Origin of the sequence: Weissella sagaensis, from assembly GCF_010306265.1 — a bacterium.
GTDB classification, from domain to species: domain Bacteria; phylum Bacillota; class Bacilli; order Lactobacillales; family Lactobacillaceae; genus Weissella; species Weissella sagaensis.
Map to the genome: position 1 here is coordinate 386,576 of NZ_BLKA01000001.1, position 17,794 is coordinate 404,369.

Consider the following 17,794-nt stretch of genomic DNA (forward strand, 5'->3'; position numbering starts at 1 on the left):
ATCAATATGTCATTCTCGTTCCCTATTCCCGCTATATGAATACCTACTATTTTCTTATTGTAACAATAAATTAATCAATGCGATAACCTATTCCTGATTTTCAACATAAAAAAAGATTACCAAAGATAATCTCTGGTAATCTATTAGTTTAATGATTTAGCCCATTAAAACGTAAATTAATGCAATCGCAATTGCAACTTGGAAAATAATTGTTACCAACCCGTAACCCAAGAACTTAGCTCCTGATGACTTGATAGTTGACCACTTTAGGTTTAATCCAATTCCAGCTAAGTTAACAACGCCAAAGAAACTCGTTACTTGCTCTGCTGAATTAGTTAAAACATGTGGTAATGTTACAAACGAATTGATTAACATAAAAATAATAAACACCGTTACAAACCAGGGAATACTAATTTTAGCTTTCTTTGATGCTTTTGCTGAAGTTGTCGCTGCTGCTTGAGTTGAAAGCTTTGATGCATGATTTGCCATAAAAATAACAACAACTGATAACATAATCACACGTAGCATTTTAAAGATTGGGGCGTAAGTAACAACACTACCCCCAACCAAAGATGCAGTTCCAGCAACTTGACCAACAGATTGTACTGTTCCACCAATTAAAGCACTAACCATCATATTATTTGGTAAGATGGCTGGCCCAATTACTGGCAAAACAAACAACAAAACAACCCCTGCTAGCGAAACCGTTGCTACTGATGTACGTCGTTGATCATCAGTAGCGCCCACAGCTGGTGCGACTGACGCGATTGCACTAGAGCCACACACTGCATTTCCAGCACCCATCATCATTGCTGATTGTGGTGATACTTTAAAAACACGCCCACCAATCCACATAACAAATAGAATCGTCAAAAACATTTGTAACAAAATAAAAATAACACCGCTCCATCCAAGTGATTCCATATTTTGCAACGTGACATTCAATCCTAATAACGCAATCCCAATTTCAATTGGATATTTTTCAGCCCATGTAACACCAGCACCCCAACGTTGATTAGCAAATACAGTATTTCCTAAAACAATTCCTGCTAGCATCGCCAACGCTTCTGCACCCAACGTTGGTAAAAATGGTGATAGGAGTTTTGCAACTAAAGCGAGTACTAAAGTTAACACAATTCCTGCTACCATATTTCTCTTGATTTTCATACAAACTCCTTCAAATATGTATCGACAAAACAGTCTTATTATACACCTTATGTTTTTGATTTACAGTTTAACAGCTTAGCAACACATTAAATTTTATTGCTTATGTACTTTTTACAAGTTAATATCTTGAAAATTTTGTGAAATATCGCTAATATGGATAAGGTTTTAAAAAATAATCTTGTACATGAAAAAATACATATTTAACGATGAAAGGAACTTAAAATGGTCCAAACAAAATCGCCTTATTGGCAAAAAGTGGTAGATGATGCCCAGAAGCATCCGGCTGTTCCAGGACTAGAAAAAATACCATTCTTTACGATGGCACCAATGGAAGCTGTTACAGACTCAGTTTTCCGTCGCGTTGTTGCCAAAGCTGGTGGCCCCGATGTTTACTTTACTGAATTTACAAATGCTCGTAGTATCACCCATCCAAAGGCCAAGTTCACAGTTCAAGGACGACTATCTGTCGCAGAATCAGAAAAAATGCCTGTTGCACAGTTATGGGGTAATCGTCCCGAAGATTTTGAAGCAGCTGGTTACGATTTAAAAGAACGTGGTTATGAAGCTTTTGATTTAAACATGGGTTGCCCTGCTGCAACTGTTGTTAAAAATGGTGGCGGTTCTGATTTAATTCGCCATTTTGAGGATGCCAAAAACATCATTGCAGCATCTAAAGCGGCTGGATTAACTGTCTCGGTTAAAACACGTCTCGGATTTAACCAAATTGATACTTTTGATGAATGGATTCCATTCCTTCTAAAACAAGATATTCCATTACTAACTGTCCACATGCGCACGCGTAAAGAAATGTCAAAAGTACCTGCGCACTATGAATATATTGATCGTCTACTTCAACTACGTGATGAAATTGCACCTCATACATTAATTCAAATTAATGGGGACATTAAAGATCGTGAAGCCGGCCTTGAATTAGTACGCCAACATCCTGGTATTGATGGGATTATGATTGGTCGTGGTATCTTTGAAAATCCATTTGCCTTTGAAATTACACCTCGAGAGCATACATTGGATGAAACACTTGCCTTGTTGCGTATGCAATTGGATCTATATGATCAATTTACATCTGAATTTGGACCAATGCACTTCCAAAAGCTAAAGCGTTTCTTCAAAATTTATGTACGTCATTTTTCATACGCATCAGATTTACGTGTGGCATTAATGGACACAACTAATACAACCCAAGTTCGTGAATTACTTGATCAATTTGATGAACAATGGGCTGCTCAAAAAGCTGCTGATACGATTGCGATTACAACGAAATAGTTAAACATATTTAAGGTCCGTTAATCTGCCATTCAACATGGTGAGATTGATGGACCTTTTTAACGTTCAAAATATTTATGCTTAGCAAAAATTAAATTAGTAAAAGTAGATTTTCATTAGTCTTATTATTGGTGTCTATTAACGATAATATCCATTTATACGACGTTTAATCGTAATTAATTACTATCTGACAGGCAATGATATAATCTATATCGTATTAAATTTCAATCATACGAAGGAGGGACTTTTATTTATGAACCATAAATTATATTCATTCGCCATCATCGATGATGATGAATTAATTAATATTATTGGCGGGAAAAACTCTTGGCATTACTGGGGTAATGGTGTTTATACTAACGGAAACAAAGTTCGAACTGATTGGCATCAAGCATGGCGTTCTGTTGGTCGTATTTCATATAAGTCATGGGCAAATGGATTGGCCCATATCCGTTAAATAGCAATATGAAAAAACATATCACTGAATTACTCACTTTAATTGAGCAAAATGCTAATTCTTCAGAAACAAAAGCCGATCCAGAATTAGATGCACTCTTCAAAAAATTTAATAGCCAAAAAAATCATAATCTCAATAAAGCCTTAATTGACTTAAAAACAAATATCAATTTATATCAATTAGAACATAACTATCAAACACCTAAATTTCTTACTAGAATTATTTTGACCATTTCTGAAGTTAACAACGTTAATGACGGTGTTGGTATCGGTGCTTTCTTTTCTAATTTATGGTTTGGTCACTAACTAGTTAAAACAAAAAAGAACATGTTCTGAAAATTATCGGAGCATGTTCTTTCGTATATTTTACTTAGTTGGTTCAAAAATTAAATGCTCATTGACAAAGGCATTCAATCCTAATTCACTCAACTCGCGACCATAACCAGAGTTCTTGACACCACCAAATGGTAATTCAGGCAATGATGCCCAACCTGAATTAATAAATGACATTCCAGTCTCAATTTGAGCTGCTACGCGTTGTGCATGCTCAATATCACTTGAGAAGATCGTGTCACCAAGACCATAACTTGAATCATTAGCCAAGGCAATTGCTTCCTCTTCCGAGTTTACCTTGTATACTGAAGCAACAGGCCCAAACATCTCTTGGTTATAAATTGGATTATCCTTGGTAATATCTGTCAAAATTGTTGGTTCAAAGAAGAAACCATCCCCACCAACAGGATCTTGACGATAAACCAAGGTTGCACCACCATCAATCGCCGTTTGCACTTGCTTTTGCAACTTTTCTTGAGCACTCTTTGATGATAAAGGTGCCACATCAGTAGCCGGATCCATTGGATCACCTACTTTAGCCTTTGAAAAACTATCCTTTAACACATCAACAAACTCATCATACTTATCAGCCATCACAATAAATCGCTTTGACGATGTGCAGACTTGACCAGCATTATATAGACGCGCTCCTGGTGCGACTGCTTTAACTTCATCCCAATCAGCATCATCCAAAATGATAAAGGCATCGTTACCGCCAAGTTCCAAAGTTGACTTCTTTAATGCTTCACCGGCCTCCTTGGCAACGGCTGCTCCACCACGTTCTGAACCAGTCAAACAAACACCAGCTACACGTGGATCATGAATGGCCTTCGAAACCAAGTCATAATCAATAAACAAGTTATTGAGTGCTCCCTCAGGTGCACCAGCCTCTAAAACGATATCTGCAAATAATTGTGCAGACTTTGGACAAATTGAAGCATGCTTTAAAATAATAGGATTTCCAACAATAAAGTTCGGTGCAAATACACGAACAACTTGATATAGCGGGAAATTCCATGGTTCTACGGCAACAATAATACCCGTTGATTGCTTAATATAATGTGCATTACCCGCGGGTGTTTCCAATGGCGTATCAGCCATGAATTCTTCACCTTTTTCTGCGTAATACGAAACAATACTAGCGCATAGGTCAACTTCACCTTCTGCCTCAGTCAATAACTTTCCCATATCGTAAGTCATTGCTTGCGCTAATTCTTGCTTATGCGCAATAATAGCATCCGCAATTTTGGCTAATATATCAGCACGTTCCTTTACAGATGTATGACGCCATGATTTATATAAATCATGACCTACTGTTAATGCTTTTTCTAAATCTGCTGCAGTTGCATCATCATACGTTTGCAAAACTTCCCCAGTATATGGATATGTGGTTTTGTATGTCATAATATCCCCCTTAATAAAGACAACAACATCTTATACGCCATCATTATAACGCCAGCGTTTAGAAAATGCTTAGATAAGACTTATAAAAAAATTCCCAAGAAGTTCAAACTTCACTGGGAACATTATGAATAATATTAGCGTCGTCTTTGATGCCGATGCATTATTTTTTTACCAGGGTTAACTGATGATTGCTTAGCTGATATTCGTTTTGCATCCTTAGGAACTTCATCAACTGGATTTAAAGTTGTTAAAAATAATCCGTCTAACCAAGCAATAACAATTTGACCAACGACTAACATTGTACCAATTAAATTAAGATAAACAATTAATACCAATAACGACCCTAAAGATTGATAAAATCCGGCATTTTTCACCGTAAACTGTGCATACCAACCGAAAAAATAGTTAACAAAAATAATTAATACAACCTCAATTCCTGAACCAATAATTAATGGTTTAAACGGGACTCTTTTAGCAGGCATTGTTTCATTTAGTGCACAAATGATTAACCAAAGACCAATTAAAGTGATTAACCAACGTTGTTGTGTAATTATTTCAAGCCACTGAATACCTGGTATGGCTGCAATAATTGCTGGTAATACGGCACTAACAATCATTATTAATCCAGCTGATACTAGAATAACCAATAACCATAAAAAACTAAATACTCGCGTAAATAAACCACTTACTCGTTCCGGAACATCATATATTGTATTAAAAGATTTACGAATAATTGCAAGGACCGAACTAGCTGCCCACAGTGTTGTTAAAATTGAAAACGATAGAATTCCTATACCACCTTTTAACACTGATTCAATAATTGGTTCTAAAATCGTCATGATGTTACTAGGCAGATGTTGTGATAATAGTGTAACTAATTCATTCGCATCTATACCTACTAAACTAGCCACAGCACCAACACTCATCAAAATTGGCACCAATGATAACAACGTATAGTAAGTTATGGTAGGACCAATCATTTTAAGATTTCCACGTTGAAAATATGTTTTTAATTGTTCAAGCTGAAATTTTTTTGTCAGAAGGTGTACATCAACAAGTATTTGTCGCATACTTACTCATCTCCTTTATTAAATATATATTTCAGTATCGCAATGTTTGCTAGAGATAGCAAATATTAGAAGACGTTAATAACCCATTATTATCATTATTTTAGTATTAATTATTAATTTTAAGTATGTGAAAAGACAAAATAAAAGCGTGAAATTTTTACTTTCACGCTAAAAGGATAGAGACATACAACATAGCAGACCATTTAATTTCCTACCACTTTATTTTTGAATCCAAAAAAATTATTAGCAACAAATACAAATGAAACACCATAAGTTACAAAAAAATCAAATATAAGGATCATAATAATACCTGATAGTGTCGGCTCACTAACACTTACGATCAAATTTTGTGTACTACTATAGTGTGCCAATGCATTTATTTGTGGTTGTAGATAAATAGATAATAAATCAGCAAATAAAGAAAATAGTAGACTGATAGAACCAACAGGTACTACATTATTAGGCCAATCCTGGTTTCCAAAAACAAATGCTAATCCTAATCCTAACAAAAGTATTGGTCCATAACTTTGAACAATTAAGAATGTAAAAATATTATCTAACATATAGAGTAACGGTGACAATGTTATTAAACACGCAATTACTACTAGTACATATCCACTATTTTTAATCATTAATTTTTCCTTAAATTAAAATATTTATGCATAAATACAAAATACATGCAGACTATGTAAACCAAACCCATGCCATATTTTTGGAGTACAACTATAAATAACTCCTAAAATCATACCCAATAATAGATGGATAAATAAATTTGTACGAGAGTCATTAAATATGTCATTTCCAACCAATAACAAAATGGTCTTGTTATTCGACTATTTTGTATTAACTTTTAGCATGTATTAAAATCAACACTAAATCTTATTTCAGATAAATAATTAAGAATACACATGAATTATTTATCTGAGAAATCTCTACCTAAAAGAATGTCTTTGTAATAATTAAACCATGTTTTAGTTCCTTTAATAATTATTACTTCACCATTTAGGCCGTATTTAATTTGTTTCCTTTCATTTCCATCAACAAAGATATTAGCTACACATTTATAAAACGAACCCTCTTTAACATCTGTAGGTACGTCACTAATTGTTTTAACCGTTCCCTTTAATTTCAATATTTTAGAACCATTTTGCTTAACTATAAATTTTATTTTCTGTCCTTTTTTTAAACCTGTAATATCCTTTTCAGCAATATAAGACTCAATATTCAACTTTGTTTTCCTAGTGAGTAGAGGATAAATTTGAGCAATCGTTGTTCCTTTAGGTAGATACGTCATTCTACTTTTATTGTTAATTAAGTGTAGTATACCTTTCTTTGGTGACTTCAAGACTGTATCTTGATAATGCTGATTTGCCATTGACTGTTTAACTTCCAATTCATCTAATATTTGCTGTTGCTTATTAATTTCTTTTTGAATTGTAGCTAATTGTTGCTGTTGAAGATTAGTAATTTTATCTAATGTACTATTTTTTGACAAAAAATTATTTTTCAAAATACCTGCAATTTGAATATCGTATGAATCATTAGTTGCCTGGAGTTGTTCTATTTTTTGCAAGATACTGCTAATCATGTTCTCTTTAATCTGTACTTTTTCACTCATTATTTGAGTGCTTTTGAATTGCGCATAATAATCATCATAAATAAATTTATATTGATTGTCAGCATCCATTTTTGTGCTTTTTGTAACAGCATCCATTATAGATTTGAAATCTGATATTTTGTTTTGATTGTTACGTTGTATTTTTCTTAAAACATCTATTTGCTCATTAAGTTGCTGATTAGCTATTTTTTTATCAATTTGTTGTTGTTCAAACTCATTATTTAAATTATTAATTTGAGAAATATAACCATGAAACAAACGATCATATCCAAATTTATCGACACCATTAAATTGATTACGACCGTCAATAATACTTCGCTTATATACATTAAGACTCCGTAGATGCTCTTTATGACTGATTATTTTTTTATGACCGTTTTGGATTTCACTCTTTTCATTCTCATTTTTAAAAGTAACTAAAATATCCCCTTTATTTACTACTTTATTTTCTTCTAATTGATTAGTATATATCATATTATCGCTGGTCGATTGGACATCCGTTATGATTTTTTCTGGAATAATCGCACCACTAAATTTAGCAATAATTTCTCGTTTCAGAAAAAAACTAAATAGTACAATGAAAACAATTAACAATAGAGTAGGAAAAATAATTAAAGTTGGAAAATTCCGATACCGTCGTTGATAAAATTCACCACTTTCCAAATCTTGATATTCAACCATGCAAACTCCTTAATCATTAAATAATGATGCATAATAGCCATCTGATTGTAGTAATGTATTGTGTGAACCGTCTTCAACAATCTTTCCATTTTGCATGGTCAAAATACGATTAACACGTTGTGATATTGTTAAACGATGGGCAACAAAAATTATTGTCTTTTCTTTTAATATCAATAGATTATCAATAATTTTTTTCTCCATTAGGACATCCAAATTACTCGTTGATTCATCTAAAACAAGAATAGGTGAATCAACTAATATAGCTCTAGCCAAAGCAATGCGTTGTTTTTGTCCACCTGAAATGTTTCCACTTTCTGAAATCTCAGTCCAAAATCCTTGTGGCATTTTTTCAATATCATCTTTAATTTGCGCAATTTCAACCGCATTAATGATGTCTTCTTGCGTTGTACCAGGCTTAGCACCCAACAAAAGATTATCCATTATTGATCCTGAAAAAATAAACGGTTCGTGAGGTAGATAATTAATATACGCTCTTAAATCATGTTTATTAATGTCATTTAATTTCGTTTTATCTAGTAATATTAGACCACTATCAGGCTCAAAAAAATTAACTAACAGTTTAGCGAAAGTTGACTTACCAGAGCCACTAGTCCCAACTAAAGCTATTTTTTCCCCAGGCTTAATAAGCAACGAAATATCATCAATAACAGGCAACCCAAACCCATACTTATAACTAACATTTTCAACAATTAAAGAACTATTTTGATGAATTCTGTGTATTCCTTGTTTGCTATCTTTAAATTCAGAATTTACCAAATAAATTTCATTTAACCGGTTATTAGCAACCGATGCTTGCTGAAGTTTTGTTTGTAAATTAATGATATTTTGTAATGGGTCAGTAAAAAATCCTAATAGTGCATTATACGTAAAAAGCTGACCGACACTAATTTTATCAATCATCACAAGTTGAGCACCGACCCACAAAATCAACACATTTAAAGCAAGGTGCAATAATCCTTTTATAGCATTTTGAATGGCTTCTGTTTTAGAATACAAAAATGCTTTTTCTAAATATGCAATAAATTCATGATCAATCTTACGATAAGCTACTGCCTCACTGTTTAGAGCCTTAATCGTCTCAATCCCATTAACATCCTCAATAATTGAAGAACTTAACATTGAACCAGCTTCCATTTGATTATTATTTAACTTTGAAAAAGGGCGCATAAATAACCAAATAACTAAAAAATACGCCGGAATAGCAAGTAAAGAAATTAAAAATAAAGTTGTATTTTGAATAGCCAGAACTGTTCCAATGATCACTAGAATTCCTAAATCTAAAAAAATTGATATCATAGTACTAGCTAATGCTTCAATAATCGTATTGGCGTCAGTAAAACGACTAACAATTTCACCCGTACGGCGCGTTGAAAAGAATGACATTGGTAATTCAAAAATATGTTTTATATACGATAAAATAATATCAATTGAAAGGCGCTGCCCTAATACAATTAACAGGTAATCCCTCGCATAGGACAATAATTGCTGAATAACATATGCAAAAATCAATCCTAACGATACAACACCTAAAGTGTTCTTCATATTATTTGGAATGTATACGTCAATAATTGTTTGTAAATAATATGTTCCAAAAACACTGACTAAAGTAACTAATAAAGCAGCAACAATTATATTAATCATTAACAGTTTTTGACGAAAAATTATGAATGCTAATGAACCTAAAGACTGCTTTTTTTCTTTGACAGGTTTGTAACTTACATTAGGCGCAATAAAAATGGACACACCGGTCCATTCCTTGTTAAAATGCGCTTTAGTCATTTTTATTTTACCCACGGTGCTATCTGGATCTGCAATTAATAACTTATCACCTTTGGCACCATAAACAACATAGTAATGTGGATATTTTCTTTCTTAATTACATGCGCTATAAAAGGATAAGGGATATCTTTTTTATTAAATAAATTTAAATCGGCACGTATAGAAACTGCTGTAAAGTTTAAATTTTGAGCTGTATAAACAATTCCTAAAGCGGTTGTCCCTTCAGTATTTGTTTTTGCCATATTACGTAATTTAGCTAATGATAGTTTCGTGCCATAATTTGATAAAATCATAGCTAATGCAGCAACACCACAATCGGACTCATCAACTTGTGGTATGTAATTTATTTTTTTCATAATCACACAAAATTCTCCAACCATTAAAAAACTAAAGTAGTAAAGCTGGAAATATCGAAATCATATTATAAAAAATATGTATATATATACCACCACGTAAAGAATTCGTAACTTTCCATGCTTGAATCATTGGTATATGCGATAGTCCTGCAATAACACAAAAACAAATATTAAAATCATAGGCGTATAAATGCATTAAAGAAAATAACAAACTCCCAATAAAAACACTAAATATCCATGAGTAATTCCATTTTTTTAAATAAGAAAGCATTGGTAATATGACGCTAGCTAATAACAATTCTTCCCCCGTCATCTCTATTAGTAACAAAACTAATAAAATTAATTTTGTTACTATATCCGCATGAACTAACTGAGTGATATATCCATTACCAATTACATTGTCTGTATTTTGAAAATCAAACATCACCATTATCCACACTAATACTAATCGTATTAAAAAAGCTAAAACTAATAACCGAACCATTTGCCATAAAAAAGGTTTATTCATTGGTTTCAATAATAAAAATACCTGTTGACTACCAAACATCAATAGTAACGAAATTATACCTCCTAAAAAAGATGTCAGTAATCCAACGTACGGTACAGTAACTGCACAATAAAAGCTAAACGGAATGATGAAAAAATATGAAAGTACTACTTTAGAAGTAATTTTAACTAAATTCATTTTTTATTTTATAAAAGTCAACATTTTAAATGTTCATAACATATCTGAGTTGGATTACCCAAATGCTTTTAAAAACCCTTTTCCAAAACTAACAACTGGATCCCCAGCTTTATGCCATAACCACTGCCTAACAGGATGTTTTGCTCCTCCAGAAATATTAACTAACTCGGCTTCACTCACTGCTTTATAATTCTCATATACAAATTTATCCATAACACATCTCCTGTTTACTAATGACGTCGTTTAAAATTTCCGCCTCGTCGAATACCTGACACCGTCGAATACACATTAACTACGATTCCCAACTTATGACCAATATCATATGCAACCTTATTTAAACCACCACTAATTACCATCAATTCTTGCGAATTCATTGTTTCATAAGAATCCAACATTTTAATTGCTTCATGCATATCTAATCCTCCTTAAATAAATTGGAAATTAACTAACAGCAAATACCATCGTTAAACTTTTTGCTAAAAATCTAACGATGGTATTTAACGCTAGTTCTAATTAATCTTTGTATAAACTACTATCATTTTATTGACAAAATGTTGCATAACCAACAAGTGCCCCACCAATATATGTCACTGGACCTCCAGTAGCACCGAGCATTGCACTTCCTATAGTTCCTGCATAGCACTTACTCCAATTTTTCTTCTTACCTTTACCACCAACGATTGTTGCCATTTCATCAATTGTTAATACTTGATATTGATTTTCCATTTTTATCTCCTAATTCTCTACCACTATTTAATACTTCAATTACAATTTCTAACAATACATAGTCATAAAAACAAATGTTAACTGCCCAATTTTAAAATGTTTCAATCACTATCTACCCAAGACTATTATTTATTTTCCGGTACGTCCTAACTTCCATATAAATAACAATAGCCAAAGCCCCGTAAGTACGAAAACTTTCTTCCAACAAAAATTGATCTGTTTTAATTAAATCAGGAACACGACAACTAACGATAAAGAGCAACAAATGCAATGGTATTAATCGACTATATTTATTTGAAAATATCATTTTACTTTTTCATATACCATGACTGTACCGATATACTACATTTCCTCCTTCCACACTCCTAATAATAAATTTAATTTACAAATTCAGATAAAAAAGAATTTAACGTTAATTTCTCACTAGTATTCGTTGCTAATTTATAATTTCTCTTGTCGCCAAATTTCTTTAAAGCGTTGCTTCTTTCGCACCGATATTGGGCAAAATAAGTCTTCATGACTACGAAAGTAAATTCGATTAGCTTGGACATCAACATAATTAACAGCTGATAAATTAACAATAAACCCTTTATGAGAGCGAAATAACGTTGGATGTCTTTTTTCAATATTGGATAAGGAATCATTTAATTCAATCGCTGCGTTTTTTGTATATAAAATAACGCGATTAACATAATTTGGTTTAGAGGCGATATACAGTATTTCAGACATCGGCACATCATAATAACAATTCTGTAATTTATACACGAATTTCTCTGGATTATTGTACATATGATCAACGGTTCGTTTTAAAGCGATATTAATATCTTTACGGATTGCTTCTTCAACCAAATCATCGTTTGTTAAATCAAAAATATAATCTAACGGTGCTAGCCGATGTTTCAATATTGATGATAACGGTTCTTCACATGCAGCAATAAATACTAGATTAGCCGCTGGTAATTTTTTCCTGATATATTTTCCTAATCTAATTCCTTCGTCATTCGTAACATATAAAAAAAACAAAAAATTTTGATGTGAGCTTGTTTGAATGACATTCTTTATTCGTTCAATGTCAGGTGTAGCAGTTTTAATAGTCACCGCTAATTCCTCAAATTTGGTATATCGTTTAATAAAATTAGATATCCAAGTTAGTTGTTGCTGCCCATCTTCTAATATTATTATCTCTAACACAAATTTTCCTCCATCATTGACATTGCCTATTACATTAATTATTGATATTCAATAACTGGTTATATAAAAAGACAAATCTCAGATTAAAAAGTCCACTAAAAATTGTCTTAATATTTAAATTTAGTCAAAACTCTAACCCTTCTTACATACATCAATTAATCTTAAATTGATTTATTCACTTACAACCAAAAAATATTAAACGTTACGTTTTTATTATTGAACGCAAAAAAGACTACTTTCTGTATAAGTAGTCTTTTAATTAAATGTTTCACGTGAAACATTATTTATTTGATTTTTGCTTATTATCCTTCACATAATTCCAAAAACTACCAATGGCTGATACTAAATCAAAGCCTGGCAAAATGATAATGTACACCCACAACGAAAATGAATCACTTGGTTTAAAAATCAAGTACCATATCACGTCAATCATTAATTGCATAAATAACTGTTGCGGTGTTGCGCGAAAAAATGTTTTTCCAAAAGCACCTAGCATTCTTTAACCTCAATTTATAACCATTTTTTTAGAAAAGCAGCTTTAATTGCTGTGTTTTCTGGTGTCATATAAGCACCCGGTCCATGACCTTTACCGTCAATAACATGAATTTCAGCACGATCATCACTCACAAAATTACGTGCTGCTGCTATCATATTCACTGTTTGTTGGTATGGCACAATCACATCAGCAGTACCAACAAATGCTAATATTGGTGGCATTGTTGCGCTGAAATATGTTGCTGGGTTGTATTCCTTAACCTTATCTGGTACATCTTTTGGTGCTTGTTTATTAAACATCTGCCCTTCAAATGACTCTGCTGTTCCAGTTTCAGAATAATTTGGTACAACGCCACTTTCTTTAAACTGTGGCACAAACTTGTCAAATTCATACGGTCCGTAAAGCGCAATAATTGCATTTACTTGTTCAGATTCATCCGCATTTTCACCAAACTCACGATTAGACATTTCATCTGCCGTTGCCGTTACCCCTGCTAATAAAGCTAAATGTGCACCTGATGATTCACCCATTAATGCGACATGATCCATATCAAGTTGATACTCTGTTGCGTGTGCCCGTAAGAAACGAATTGCTGCTTTAACTTCATAAATTTGTGTTGGAAATGCTGCATCTTGAATCCACGTGTATGAGATACTTACAACTGCATATCCTTGATCTAATAACTTTAATGCTGGATCAAGCTTGTGCGAACTTTTGTCACCAAATACTAATCCACCACCAAATACATCCACAATAACAGGGAATGGTCCTTGGCCTTCATTTGGTAAATAAATATCTAAATCATGACGATCACCAGCCATATAAGCGACATCTTGCCATTGTTGTTTAATATAATCTGTTTGTGCAAACGTCCGTGTATAAGGCCGTTCAATAAATTTTTCTGCCATTTTAGTAAGCCTCCTATTAGAAATAATAAAAAAGGATAGTTGCCTATCTAACTATCCTTCATAATACACTATTTTTTAGTTTTTATTCGTAAACTTATTACAATCATAATGACAAACCACACAATTGCTAATACCGTTGTTGGCATTGTATCCTTCGTAAAGAGTAAAATCAAAAAAATACCAATCAAGAATGCAATTGTTAGATAATCCGTAACCGGTGCCCCAGGCATCTTAAACAATTGCTTTCCTTTTTTGAAATCATCCGTTTTACGGTACTTAACGTGTGCGTAAACCAAGACTGCATACATCACAACAAACGCAGCTGATGCAATTGACGTCACCAAATCGAACGCATTGGCTGGGAAGAAGAAATTCAACACAACAGCTAATGCAACCAGTAATACTGAAATATTAATCGCATTATTTGGAATATACCGCTTATTTATTTTACCAGCATATCCCTTACCTTTTGATAACGAGAATAACATACGACCTGTTGTGAAAATAGCACTATTTAATGATGATGCTGCTGCTGTTAAAACAACAAAGTTAATAATACCGGCAGCTCCTGTAATACCAATTCCTGCGAACACTTGAACAAAGGGTGATTCACCAGCATGATAATTTGTCCATGGTTGAATACTCATAATGGCAATTAAAGCACCAATATAGAAAATTAAAATACGAACGATAATTGAGTTAATTGCTTTTGGAATATTTTTATAAGGATCTTGCGCTTCAGCAGCCGTCATCCCCACAAATTCAATACCTAAGAAAGCAAAGAATACCATTTGAAAGGCTGCCAATAAGTGACTACCACCATCAGCAATAAAGCCATGCTGCCATAAATTACTAATTGAAGTAACTCCTGATGATGTTTTGGTGTGCATCACCATCATAATCACACCCGTTGCAATCATAGCAACAATGGCAATAATCTTAATCATTGAGAACCAAAATTCAGTTTCACCAAAGGCTGCTACGGCAATAATATTAATACCGTACAACATGGCTAAAATAATCAACTCCCATATCCAAATTGGAATATTTGGAAACCAAAAAGACATATAAGTTCCCACCGCTGTTAATTCAGCCATGGCAATCGTAATCCACCCAATCCAATAAGTCCATCCAATGATAAACCCGGCTTTAGGTCCGACGTATTTTTCAATAAAACCAACGAATGTTGCGCGGTTAGGATCTGTTAGCAACAGCTCACCTAACGCTCGCATCATCCAAAACATAAACATCCCGACAATTGCGTAAACAATTAAAATGGCTGGCCCAGCTGCACTAATTGAACGACCTGCCCCCAGGAACAAACCTGTTCCAATTGTTCCACCTAAGGCAATCATCTCAACATGGCGACCAGTTAACCCTCTGTCTAGTTTCTGTGGGGATCCTTTTTGTTGTGACATCTTCACACTCCCTTTTTCATAACGACATCATGTTTACGATATTTTAAAAATTTCATATTAACTAGTATATAAGAAATTTTATAATTTTCAAAATTTCATTTAATTTTTCCATACAATAATCATTTAAAAATAAGTCGCTACATTATTTTTTATTAGTATAAAAATGAATGATACATTATGAAAGCATTCATCCAAAATTAATATTAAATGCCAAAAAAATAACCGTCTTAACTTATTAAGCCGACGGTTATTTTAGAATAGATTTTCATCTAATAATTTGGTCCTGGAAAATCTGTTGGCGTTTGACTCTGCAACCGTTGCAATAAACGATACAAAATACCTTTTTCCAGCATCGCTGCCCACATACCTTCAAGACGACGTTCACCATGGATAACAATTGAAGCAACAGCACGCAATTCTCTAAAATCAAGACTAGTCCGCGCAATCATATCTACTTCTTCTTCACGTAGTTGATTTAATCCTTTTTGATGTAAGGTACGATCATAATTTTGATCATAAAAATCAGACCATTCAAATGCTTGCACTAATGCCAACATTTGTTCATCATAAACCGGATGCATTGTCATATGTTCATCTGTCACCCAAGCTACTTCTTTACCTGTAGCATCAGCTAAAAACGAATACCATTTTTCAAAATCAAAGGGATGTTCTCTTCTCATATTTAACTTCCTCCAGCGATTAACATTTCATTAACCTAATATTTGCTATTTTATCACTTATTTAAAGTTAGTTAATAATTAATTCTGGAAAAAGCTCATTTATATTAACCGGTTCAGTCACCCGTTCAACATGATCACCCACACTTAGCACAATGTGATTGCTATCATATTCAATGACTCGTACACCAACAGTCAGAGCATCTTTAACAACACCACTCAATGGATTAATGCCAAAATAATCAGCAAATAACGCTTGCTCATTCTCTTTAAAGTAGCGTGCACGATCATTACCTAATTGCGTTGCCCAAACCTCCATCGTCGCTGCATCTGGTGCTGCAGCCAACATCTTGGCTGCTGGTGTTTTACTTGGTGTTAACACGCGATCCGTTATTAATGACAAGCCATCATTAAAACGCATCCCAAAATGATCGGCTAATCGCGAAATTTCTTGCATAATCACAAGTACTGCATCTTTATTAGTTAAAGCATCAGTGGGTTTTTGTAATGACACTTCATTAGCCGTTTCGTCTTGTCCTTGCAATACCTCATCACTCAACTTTTCATCATTAATGATGAAATAAATTAATAATAAATGAATCAAATTCAATTCATTTTCTGATATACCAGCAATATCAAACGGATTTGTGTCCACCAAACGAATTTCCAAATAATCCACGCTTGGATTATCGGCTGCTATTTTCTTAAATCGAACAGGACCATAAATTTCATGTTCCGAAAATAATTTTCCTTCAGCTAATAGCTTTTCAATTTGCCGCTTGTATTTTTCATAGTCACCAACATACGCTAATTTTTCACCACGATCATTAACAAAACCATATTCACTGGTCCGTAACGAACGAACTGGTTGGCTAAACTGTGGCGTTCTTGAATCAGTATCATTTAAATTAAATGGCGTTGCGCCAAACAAATAGTTGAACAACCATTGATGTGCAACTATTTGTTGTCCCAAATGAAAGTAAACTTGATCTTTAAACACATTAAAATCAGCCGCATCACTTGCTTGAAATAGATGCTGTAATAAATCCTGTGGTAACGAATAATTTAAATGTAATCCGGTCATTATTTCATGAGTTGAACCATATTTATGCATCAACCAATTACGATAGTCTTGCATCCAGGTACGTTCAAATTTTTCATCTAACCATTGTAAATCGTCTTGTTTCAATTCTGGTGGCATGCTTAAAGGCCAAATCGATTCATCATCCGCCATGTGATGACGTAAAACCCACTGTAGCTGTAATAGACGGTCACGCGCTGTTTCAAATGAATCTACGGGTTCCGTCACCAACTCTGCTTGCGTTTCACTATAATCCGTTTGTAAATATGGATGCATCCGTCTTGACCCAAGTTTAGCCGAATGATCAATTCTACTTAGACGCCCCGCCTTAGACACTCGGTGCGCTTCCAATTCAATACCAAATTTTCCACCAATTAAGTCTTTATATAAGTTATTAGTTGCGATTATCTGTCCTAAATGTAAATCATCTGCCATAATCTTTT

Annotated in this window: 18 protein-coding genes and 1 pseudogene; 3 read left to right on the top strand and 16 right to left on the bottom strand. The window is 33.5% G+C overall.

What is annotated here, in order from left to right; genetic code table 11:
* Positions 1-156: 156 nt before the first annotated feature.
* Positions 157-1,167 (bottom strand): YeiH family protein, encoded by a 1,011-nt coding sequence (locus G7Y65_RS02000; protein WP_042492127.1) that lies wholly within the window; start codon positions 1,165-1,167, stop codon positions 157-159.
* 222 nt (positions 1,168-1,389) lie between these two features.
* Between G7Y65_RS02000 and G7Y65_RS02005 the strand changes: the two genes are divergently transcribed.
* The 3 genes from G7Y65_RS02005 (at position 1,390) to G7Y65_RS02015 (ending at position 3,213) form a co-directional block, all read left to right on the top strand.
* Positions 1,390-2,451 carry a tRNA dihydrouridine synthase gene (locus G7Y65_RS02005; RefSeq protein WP_042492129.1) on the top strand — a complete coding sequence of 354 codons (1,062 nt, stop codon included), beginning with the start codon at positions 1,390-1,392 and terminating at the stop codon, positions 2,449-2,451.
* A gap of 253 nt (positions 2,452-2,704) precedes the next feature.
* Positions 2,705-2,908, top strand: coding sequence for a leucocin A/sakacin P family class II bacteriocin (locus G7Y65_RS02010; RefSeq protein WP_042492130.1), 204 nt, complete (start codon positions 2,705-2,707; stop codon positions 2,906-2,908).
* Positions 2,909-2,916: 8 nt separating this feature from the next.
* The gene (locus G7Y65_RS02015) at positions 2,917-3,213 is read left to right on the top strand and encodes a hypothetical protein (RefSeq protein WP_042492133.1); all 297 of its coding nucleotides are present in this window, start codon (positions 2,917-2,919) and stop codon (positions 3,211-3,213) included.
* Positions 3,214-3,273: 60 nt separating this feature from the next.
* Here the strand turns inward: G7Y65_RS02015 and G7Y65_RS02020 are convergent, their stop codons facing one another.
* The 15 genes and pseudogenes from G7Y65_RS02020 to G7Y65_RS02090 all read right to left on the bottom strand — a co-directional run bounded on the left by G7Y65_RS02020 (position 3,274) and on the right by G7Y65_RS02090 (position 17,786).
* On the bottom strand, positions 3,274-4,644 hold the full coding sequence (locus tag G7Y65_RS02020) for an NAD-dependent succinate-semialdehyde dehydrogenase (protein WP_165314507.1): 1,371 nt from the start codon (positions 4,642-4,644) through the stop codon (positions 3,274-3,276).
* A 134-nt stretch (positions 4,645-4,778) separates the two neighbouring features.
* Positions 4,779-5,714 carry a YihY/virulence factor BrkB family protein gene (locus G7Y65_RS02025; RefSeq protein WP_042492137.1) on the bottom strand — a complete coding sequence of 312 codons (936 nt, stop codon included), beginning with the start codon at positions 5,712-5,714 and terminating at the stop codon, positions 4,779-4,781.
* A gap of 203 nt (positions 5,715-5,917) precedes the next feature.
* The gene (locus tag G7Y65_RS02030) at positions 5,918-6,346 is read right to left on the bottom strand and encodes a hypothetical protein (RefSeq protein WP_042492138.1); all 429 of its coding nucleotides are present in this window, start codon (positions 6,344-6,346) and stop codon (positions 5,918-5,920) included.
* A gap of 281 nt (positions 6,347-6,627) precedes the next feature.
* Positions 6,628-8,013 (bottom strand): bacteriocin secretion accessory protein, encoded by a 1,386-nt coding sequence (locus G7Y65_RS02035; RefSeq protein ID WP_165314508.1) that lies wholly within the window; start codon positions 8,011-8,013, stop codon positions 6,628-6,630.
* 9 nt (positions 8,014-8,022) lie between these two features.
* Positions 8,023-10,169, bottom strand: a pseudogene (locus G7Y65_RS02040) (peptide cleavage/export ABC transporter).
* Between the two features lie 31 nt (positions 10,170-10,200).
* Positions 10,201-10,854: a CPBP family glutamic-type intramembrane protease gene (locus tag G7Y65_RS02045; protein ID WP_165314509.1), complete on the bottom strand. Its 654-nt coding sequence runs from the start codon at positions 10,852-10,854 to the stop codon at positions 10,201-10,203.
* A gap of 54 nt (positions 10,855-10,908) precedes the next feature.
* A complete protein-coding gene (locus G7Y65_RS02050; RefSeq protein ID WP_155982496.1) occupies positions 10,909-11,067 on the bottom strand; it encodes a hypothetical protein in 159 nt (52 codons plus the stop codon).
* Positions 11,068-11,084: 17 nt separating this feature from the next.
* Positions 11,085-11,267 (bottom strand): hypothetical protein, encoded by a 183-nt coding sequence (locus G7Y65_RS02055; protein WP_137600360.1) that lies wholly within the window; start codon positions 11,265-11,267, stop codon positions 11,085-11,087.
* 127 nt (positions 11,268-11,394) lie between these two features.
* Positions 11,395-11,580, bottom strand: a complete 186-nt coding sequence (locus G7Y65_RS02060) for a Blp family class II bacteriocin (RefSeq protein WP_042492141.1) — start codon at positions 11,578-11,580, stop codon at positions 11,395-11,397.
* A gap of 441 nt (positions 11,581-12,021) precedes the next feature.
* Positions 12,022-12,771 (bottom strand): LytR/AlgR family response regulator transcription factor, encoded by a 750-nt coding sequence (locus G7Y65_RS02065; protein ID WP_042492147.1) that lies wholly within the window; start codon positions 12,769-12,771, stop codon positions 12,022-12,024.
* Between the two features lie 280 nt (positions 12,772-13,051).
* A complete protein-coding gene (locus G7Y65_RS02070; RefSeq protein ID WP_042492148.1) occupies positions 13,052-13,267 on the bottom strand; it encodes a hypothetical protein in 216 nt (71 codons plus the stop codon).
* Between the two features lie 14 nt (positions 13,268-13,281).
* Complete coding sequence (locus tag G7Y65_RS02075; protein ID WP_042492150.1) at positions 13,282-14,175, bottom strand: alpha/beta hydrolase; 894 nt, start codon at positions 14,173-14,175, stop codon at positions 13,282-13,284.
* 68 nt (positions 14,176-14,243) lie between these two features.
* On the bottom strand, positions 14,244-15,593 hold the full coding sequence (locus G7Y65_RS02080; RefSeq protein ID WP_042492151.1) for an amino acid permease: 1,350 nt from the start codon (positions 15,591-15,593) through the stop codon (positions 14,244-14,246).
* 269 nt (positions 15,594-15,862) lie between these two features.
* Entirely contained in the window at positions 15,863-16,273 is a 411-nt protein-coding gene (locus G7Y65_RS02085; protein WP_042492153.1) for a DUF6508 domain-containing protein, read from the bottom strand.
* 67 nt (positions 16,274-16,340) lie between these two features.
* Positions 16,341-17,786 (bottom strand): glutamate--cysteine ligase, encoded by a 1,446-nt coding sequence (locus tag G7Y65_RS02090; protein WP_165314510.1) that lies wholly within the window; start codon positions 17,784-17,786, stop codon positions 16,341-16,343.
* Positions 17,787-17,794: the final 8 nt, after the last annotated feature.